Source organism: Limnobaculum eriocheiris (assembly GCF_021010575.1).
Lineage (GTDB): Bacteria > Pseudomonadota > Gammaproteobacteria > Enterobacterales > Enterobacteriaceae > Limnobaculum > Limnobaculum eriocheiris.
This window is the reverse complement of record NZ_JAJNAG010000075.1, coordinates 1-7041: the sequence shown is the minus strand read 5'-3', so window position 1 is coordinate 7041 and position 7041 is coordinate 1. Positions and strand designations below refer to the sequence as shown.

Below are 7041 nucleotides of genomic sequence, written 5' to 3'. Positions count from 1 at the left end.
TTAAGGACGGCGATTATCTGGTGCTCTGTGAATCGGATTTTACGCATGGTGATCTCCTCAGGGGACATAATCAGTATGTCAGAAGATCTCTAAAAGTGAATGGGTCGTTTTGATGGGATACTTACACTACTATCTCCCCCTTTATCAAATGGACGCATTAAAAAGCGGTAGTCTCTATACTATCACCATGTTAAACACGCTACCGAAAGATATTGACCCCAGCCCGGTAGCAGAGGAACAGCGAAAAATGAATCGCACCAATGGGAAACTGGGAAAGGAAAACGGTTGGATAGTCTGGCAATATAAGAAGTATGATGACAATTATATTCCATCAAAAAATAAAACTGGTGAGGATGAAAAGATCTTCCAATTTTACTGTTATATAGAGCTGAATCATGAGAAACGCAATAATCTGCTGAAGATAACCGATGAGCAATTAAAAGCTTATATTTCTCGCCCAACGGATCACAGTACATTACCTCAGGATGCGAGATTTATGAGCCGGGTGGCGGCTTATGATTTACCAATAGGTTTTGGCCGTAGCCTGGGTAAAATAAAAGATGAGCTAATTAAATTAGCTGACTGGACATTAAGTGATAGTGATTTTTATATGGAGAAGGGAATTTTGGCTCAGGAACCCGCAGCGGCTTCGCTTATTCCCGAGTATTTCCCTGGTCAGATCATACTACCCGTAACTATACCTTCTGGTATTAATACTGAAACGGTGAAGGACAAAGCCAATAATAGGGAGGTGGACACGTATTATTCTCCTTTCTAATAATTCAGGCAGGTTAAAAGATTAAAAGCATTGGAGTTCATTAATGAATTGGGCTACTCCTGAAATAAATAGACTAAAAGAGCATTCTCATTATACCTGCTGGGTCATTGGGTTATTAATATTTATCTGTATCGCCGTGGGTATTACTTATGTTATTATTAATACACCAATAGGGAAATTATATTCCCAGTCAGTTTTAGAATATGAAACAACTATTATTGGCACTCTGGTAGGTGTGTTTTTCGTATTATCAGCTTATGCTTTACCTGTTGAACATGAAAAGATTAAAACATCATTTATGGAACCGTTGGCGAGCCAGGGATTTACATGCATGACAGAGTTGGGCTTGTAATTACACCCATTTTAGAACCACGTACTTTTTGAGATTTCTGGTTTTTTAGTCATCCGCCGGTATTCTTCTGACGTCAGATTGTTTAAAGATTCATGGGGAACGTTCACTGTTATATTCGTTCAGCCAGTGCTCCATGCGAGATCGCATCCCTAAAAGGGTATTGATGAGGGCGGGTAATTAGATAATAAAGTATAAAAAACTTTAGATAACGTTACCTTATCTATATCTGTACTGAAAAACCGCCTTCCCCGAAGGCGGCATCAACTAAAACCTCAATTCCCATCACCCATAAATACCCTTCGCTCCACCATCTCCGCTGCCCGGAGTCGTGATTCTTCCTTTAAATTCGCGCCATAAATCTACTACGCGCTTCAGATCTTCCCGTGAAACATCCAAATGGGTGACCAGACGGGTGATTGGTCCGGCGTTGATCAAAATACCGCGCTGTTTCATCCACGGGCCGAGCTGGCTAACTTCGTTAGCGGGGAGGCGCAGGAACAGCATATTGGTTTGTGCTCCGGGTGAAACTACCTCTACACCTAAAGCTGCCAATTGTTCTGCCAGCCATTGTGCATTGTCGTGGTCTTCACGCAGTCGCTCGACATTATGGTGCAGGGCATACAGCGCCGCCTGAGCCAGTATTCCTGCCTGACGCATACCACCGCCCACCATTTTTCTCCAGCGTCGGGCCTGTTTAATATATTCCGCACTGCCACACAGCAGAGAGCCTACCGGTGCGCCAAGACCTTTTGACAGGCAAATAGTCAACGTATCGCAATATTGAGTTAAAGTGGTTAGAGGAACGCGCATGGCGACTGAGGCGTTAAAAATACGAGCCCCGTCTACGTGCAGCGCCAGTTTCTTTTTACGGGTAAATGCCCATGCCTGATGCAGATAGTCCAACGGCAGTACTTTACCGTTATGGGTATTTTCAATACAGAGCAGTCGGGTACGAGCAAAATGGATATCATCGGGCTTAATAACGCTGGCAATCACGTCTAACGGTAAGGTGCCGTCTTCTGCTGCATCAATAGGCTGAGGTTGAATGCTGCCTAAGACCGCCGCACCTCCGGCCTCAAACATATAGTTATGGGCCTTTTGCCCAACGATATATTCCTCACCGCGCTGACAATGGGTCAGCAGGGCCACCAGATTAGCCTGGGTTCCGGTTGGCAAAAACAGCGCTGCCTCTTTACCGGATAGTGCTGCGGCTTCTTGCTCCAACTGATTGACGCTGGGATCGTCACCATATACATCATCACCTACAGCAGCGTCCTCCATCGCTTGTCGCATGGCTTTTCCGGGCTTGGTTACGGTATCACTTCGCAGATCTATCATCTTGGGCACCTTACTGAACAATGAGGAATAAGGAAATTATAAGCTTCCTTTGTATCACGCTCATTGAGTAAGAAAAAAGATAAAAATGACGTGAGATTGTTTCTGTTGCTAATCACTTAGCAAAAAATGTGATTTTAACCTGACACTGAGTGACTTAATGATGAACCAGTAATAGCGTCTCTTCACCACTCGAAAATGGCCCTAAAACCGATTAATTACCAAAAGATGCCGGTTTAAGGGGTTAAACAGCACTGAAACCTTGTCTTTTCTCGTTTTTTAAGCTAATTATGAAAAAGTTATATGCATAAAATGTGGAGAAGAGAGTCCGATGCATTTACGATATCTATTGCTTCTGGTTTTGTTGGTGCTGGCTGGTTGTTCCAGTAATGCACCGCCGCCAAGCGGAAAACTTTCCGACCCTATCTTTGTACTGGCACAGTTGAAAGAGCAACATCGCGAATGGCGAGGTGCGCCTTATCGTTATGGCGGTTTGTCCCGTAGCGGTGTGGATTGCTCCGGTTTTGTGTATAAAACCTTCCACGACCGGTTTAATATCAATCTTCCCCGTACCACAAAACTACAGGCCGAAGTCGGCTCTAAAGTTTCCCGTGATGAGCTGATGCCGGGAGATTTAGTATTCTTTAAAACCGGTAGAGGAGAAAACGGCCTGCATGTCGGTATTTATGATGCGGATGGTGCGTTTTTACATGCATCAACCAGTAAAGGGGTGATGACATCTTCTCTGGATAACCCTTACTGGAAGAGCGCCTATTGGCAATCCCGCCGACTGTAATGTGTCAGCGTCCGCTTATTATTATGTTGCAGTAAGAGAGAAGAGGTTATTTTGTCCCGTTCAGAACGCCTGCTTCAACTGCTGCAACTTCTGCGTAATCATCGTTATCCCGTCAGCGGTGCCGATCTGGCATCTCAACTTAATATAAGTTTACGTACTTTGTATCGTGATATTCGCAGCCTGCAAGCTCAGGGTGCGCAAATCGAAGGGGAAACGGGGCTTGGTTATGTTCTGCGTGAAGGCTTCGTTTTACCGCCGTTGATGTTTACTCCGGAAGAGATTGAAGCTTTAGTGCTGGGTGCCCGCTGGGTGTCAGAGCGAACGGATAGCGAACTGGCGGGTTCCGCCAGACAGGCGTTAGCCAAAATATCAGCCATCGTTACTCCGGCGTTACGTTATCGGTTAGATGAGTCTCCATTATTGGTTGGACCGACAGATTCATCGTTACTTTGTCAGCAGTTAGTGCTGGATATTCGTCAGGCGATTGAAGCAGAGCGTAAACTGGTGATCCACTATGGTGACCAGAATGGACGACAAACGGAACGTACCATTTGGCCTTTTGCCATTGGCTTTTTCGATCAAATACGTCTGTTGGTAGCCTGGTGTGAATTAAGAAAAGAGATTCGAAACTTTCGGCTGGATCGCATTACCCATCTGCAAACCACCGACAATAAATACCCCCGGCGTCGTCAGACGCTATTAAATGAGTGGTATCGTCAAAATAATATTTCCCGCCAATAAACTCTACTGACATAAATTGTCACTGACCTTACTTAGGATGTATGCATCACCGCTGAACTAGAATTAGACAGCATTGATTTCACCAATCTTAAGGAGAGTAAAATGTTAGATGCCAATATGTTTATCTTTTATGTGGATAACCCAACCGCCAGTAAAGACTTCTATCAGAATTTGTTGAATCAACCGGCAGTGGAATCTTCACCGACGTTTGCTATGTTCCGTTTTTCTTCAGGCGTCTTGTTAGGATTATGGTCTAAGCATACGGTAGAGCCTAAGGCCGGTGAAATTACCGCCAGTGGAGAGTTAGGTTTCGCCGTTGCTTCTAATCAAATGGTGGATGATTATTATCAACAGTGGAAACAAAAGGGCGTATCTATCCTACAGGTTCCTCAGATGATGGATTTTGGGTATACCTTTACCGCAGAAGATCCTGATGGTCACCGACTGCGAGTTTTTGCCGTGAGTGAATAGCTAGTCTGATGATTAAGCGGGAATTTTCCCGCTTAATCACACGAAACAGCGTTATCCATGTTAAGATTAATTATCTTATTACCGGATGGATAATGTTTATGTCTTCTTTGCGTTTGCTTATCTCTGATTCTTACGATCCCTGGTTTAATCTGGCGGTGGAAGAGTGCATTTTTCGTCAAATGCCCGCCACCCAGCGAGTGCTGTTTTTATGGCGTAATGCGGATACGGTAGTTATTGGACGGGCGCAGAATCCCTGGAAAGAGTGCAATACTCGCCGTATGGAAGAAGATAAGGTTAAGCTGGCCCGACGCAGCAGCGGTGGTGGCGCGGTATTCCACGATTTAGGTAATACTTGTTTTACCTTTATGGCGGGAAAACCTGAATATGACAAAACCATTTCTACTGCCATTGTGGTAAACGCTTTAAACTCGTTGAGTATTGAAGCAACCGCCTCGGGGCGTAACGATCTGGTGGTAAACACCGCTGAAGGCGAACGTAAAGTCTCCGGCTCGGCCTATCGGGAAACCATGGATCGGGGATTCCACCACGGAACCTTGCTGCTGGATGCGGATTTAACCCGGCTGGCAAATTATCTTAATCCGGATATTAAGAAATTACAGGCCAAAGGTATCACCTCTGTCAGAGGCCGGGTAACTAACCTGAAACAGCTTTTACCAACTATTACTCATCAACAAATTTGTGACGCTGTCACCAAATCATTTTTTGAACATTATGGCGAACAGGTTGTTGCTGAACATATTTCTCCGGATGCGTTACCCGATTTACCAAACTTTGTGGATACTTTCACCCGCCAGAGCAGTTGGGAGTGGAACTTTGGTCAGGCTCCTGCGTTTACCCACCTGCTGGACCAGCGCTTTGTCTGGGGTGGCGTAGAGCTGCATTTTGATGTAGAAAAAGGCCACATTACCCGTACTCAAATATTTACCGACAGCTTGACCCCGGCACCGCTGGAAGCACTGGCAGAAAATCTACAGGGCTCCATCTACCACAGCGACTCACTAAAACAACAATGCCTCGACCTGATAAAACAGTTCCCCGAACAAGAAAAAGAACTCACCGAACTGGGCAACTGGATTGCGGAGATAGTCAGATAACAACAATAGTGATTGACGGTCTTCCGGCCGGGCACGATAGCAATAAACGCTCGTTGTGCTTACGGCCGGAGTATTCACAGAAATTGATAAAGACAAGTTTGTTGTCAGCTAATCACTAAAGTCGATTTAAAAATCTCAAAACAAAAAGACTTAACTAAACCTCGATTCTACCGCCGCTGCCAGACTCTCCAGCATCTTCTCCGTATCACCCCAACTCAAACAAGGATCGGTAATCGACTGGCCGTAGGTAAGAGGCTGACCGGCCTGAAGCTTTTGGGTTCCTTCAATCAGGAAACTCTCGGCCATTACACCGGCAACCGCCATAGAACCGGCTTTTATCTGCTCACAAATATTCTCGCATACGTCTAACTGACGACGATGCAACTTCTCACAGTTACCGTGGCTAAAGTCCACGACCAGATGCTCTGGCAGATCGAACTGACGTAAATTGTCACAGGCGCCAGCAATATCAGCGGCATGGTAATTTGGTGTCTTACCACCACGTAGAATGATATGGGCGTAAGGGTTACCGCTGGTGCGATAAATACTCATCTGGCCTGATTTATCCGGTGACAGGAACATATGGCTGGAACGTGCGGCACGAATAGCATCAATCGCAATTTTGGTACTGCCATCGGTACCGTTCTTAAAACCAACCGGACAAGAGAGTGCCGACGCCATTTCGCGATGGATTTGGCTTTCAGTGGTGCGTGCACCAATCGCGCCCCAGCTAATCAGATCGGCAATATACTGTCCGATCACCATATCTAAAAATTCGGTGGCGGTTGGCATACCCAACTGATTGATTTTTAGCAGAAGTTTGCGAGCCTGTTGCAGCCCCTGATTAACCTGATAAGAACAGTCCAGATTAGGATCGGAAATCATACCTTTCCAACCCACCACGGTACGCGGCTTTTCAAAATAAGTGCGCATCACGATTTCTAAGCGATGCTGATAACGGTCACGCAAAACGGTTAACCGTTCGGCGTAATCCATTGCCGCATCCACATCGTGAATGGAACAGGGGCCAACAATAACCAACAATCGACGGTCTTCACCGTGGATAATTTTTTCAATACGCTGACGCGACCGGGTGATATTAGTGCTGATTTCTTCAGTAATTGGAAACAGCTGTGCCAGTCGCTCAGGAGTTACCAGGCTGTCGATCAGCGAGGTGCGGAGCTCATCAGTTTTATTCATGGATTGTCTTTCTCTAAATCTTATCTTCTCGTCGGTGAGATACCGGGAAGTGATGGATATCACAATAACGGAAACAGGAAGGGTTGCAAATAGTTGATTAAATTAATTCGCTGCTATTGATTAAATATTGGGTCGTGACGCAGATTTAGTGGTAATGATTGATCGTCAGATACCATCCGATGATCTTATCGTGCATTTCTTCTGACTTTGAGAAGCAGATAGTCTTGCGGGTCAACCGTTTAAGATGGGTTCG

At 45.4% G+C, this 7041-nt stretch carries 9 protein-coding genes and 1 pseudogene; 6 read left to right on the top strand and 4 right to left on the bottom strand.

Features of this window, described 5'->3' with window-relative positions; all coding sequences use genetic code 11:
- The first annotated feature begins 112 nt into the window (after nucleotides 1-112).
- Both LPW36_RS17260 and LPW36_RS17255 read left to right on the top strand, forming a co-directional pair.
- Nucleotides 113-778, top strand: a complete 666-nt coding sequence (locus LPW36_RS17260) for a hypothetical protein (protein WP_230611806.1) — start codon at nucleotides 113-115, stop codon at nucleotides 776-778.
- A gap of 43 nt (nucleotides 779-821) precedes the next feature.
- A complete protein-coding gene (locus LPW36_RS17255; RefSeq protein WP_230611805.1) occupies nucleotides 822-1130 on the top strand; it encodes a hypothetical protein in 309 nt (102 codons plus the stop codon).
- Between the two features lie 11 nt (nucleotides 1131-1141).
- Here the strand turns inward: LPW36_RS17255 and LPW36_RS17250 are convergent.
- A pseudogene (locus LPW36_RS17250) lies at nucleotides 1142-1265 on the bottom strand (integrase core domain-containing protein); the annotation flags it as partial.
- Nucleotides 1266-1412: 147 nt separating this feature from the next.
- Nucleotides 1413-2468, bottom strand: coding sequence for a low-specificity L-threonine aldolase (gene ltaE, locus LPW36_RS17245; protein ID WP_230611804.1), 1056 nt, complete (start codon nucleotides 2466-2468; stop codon nucleotides 1413-1415).
- A gap of 328 nt (nucleotides 2469-2796) precedes the next feature.
- Between ltaE and LPW36_RS17240 the strand changes: the two genes are divergently transcribed.
- The 4 genes from LPW36_RS17240 (at nucleotide 2797) to lplA (ending at nucleotide 5588) form a co-directional block, all read left to right on the top strand.
- The gene (locus LPW36_RS17240; protein WP_230611803.1) at nucleotides 2797-3261 is read left to right on the top strand and encodes a C40 family peptidase; all 465 of its coding nucleotides are present in this window, start codon (nucleotides 2797-2799) and stop codon (nucleotides 3259-3261) included.
- Between the two features lie 51 nt (nucleotides 3262-3312).
- Nucleotides 3313-4002 (top strand): helix-turn-helix transcriptional regulator, encoded by a 690-nt coding sequence (locus tag LPW36_RS17235; RefSeq protein ID WP_230611802.1) that lies wholly within the window; start codon nucleotides 3313-3315, stop codon nucleotides 4000-4002.
- Nucleotides 4003-4104: 102 nt separating this feature from the next.
- Nucleotides 4105-4473, top strand: a complete 369-nt coding sequence (locus LPW36_RS17230) for a VOC family protein (protein WP_230611800.1) — start codon at nucleotides 4105-4107, stop codon at nucleotides 4471-4473.
- A gap of 98 nt (nucleotides 4474-4571) precedes the next feature.
- On the top strand, nucleotides 4572-5588 hold the full coding sequence (gene lplA, locus LPW36_RS17225; protein ID WP_230611798.1) for a lipoate--protein ligase: 1017 nt from the start codon (nucleotides 4572-4574) through the stop codon (nucleotides 5586-5588).
- A gap of 150 nt (nucleotides 5589-5738) precedes the next feature.
- Here the strand turns inward: lplA and LPW36_RS17220 are convergent, their stop codons facing one another.
- Together LPW36_RS17220 and LPW36_RS17215 are read right to left on the bottom strand one after the other, a co-directional pair.
- Nucleotides 5739-6788 carry a 3-deoxy-7-phosphoheptulonate synthase gene (locus tag LPW36_RS17220; RefSeq protein WP_230611796.1) on the bottom strand — a complete coding sequence of 350 codons (1050 nt, stop codon included), beginning with the start codon at nucleotides 6786-6788 and terminating at the stop codon, nucleotides 5739-5741.
- Nucleotides 6789-6933: 145 nt separating this feature from the next.
- Nucleotides 6934-7041 (bottom strand): IS1 family transposase (locus LPW36_RS17215; RefSeq protein WP_230608631.1); only part of this gene is annotated, 108 nt, incomplete at its 5' end.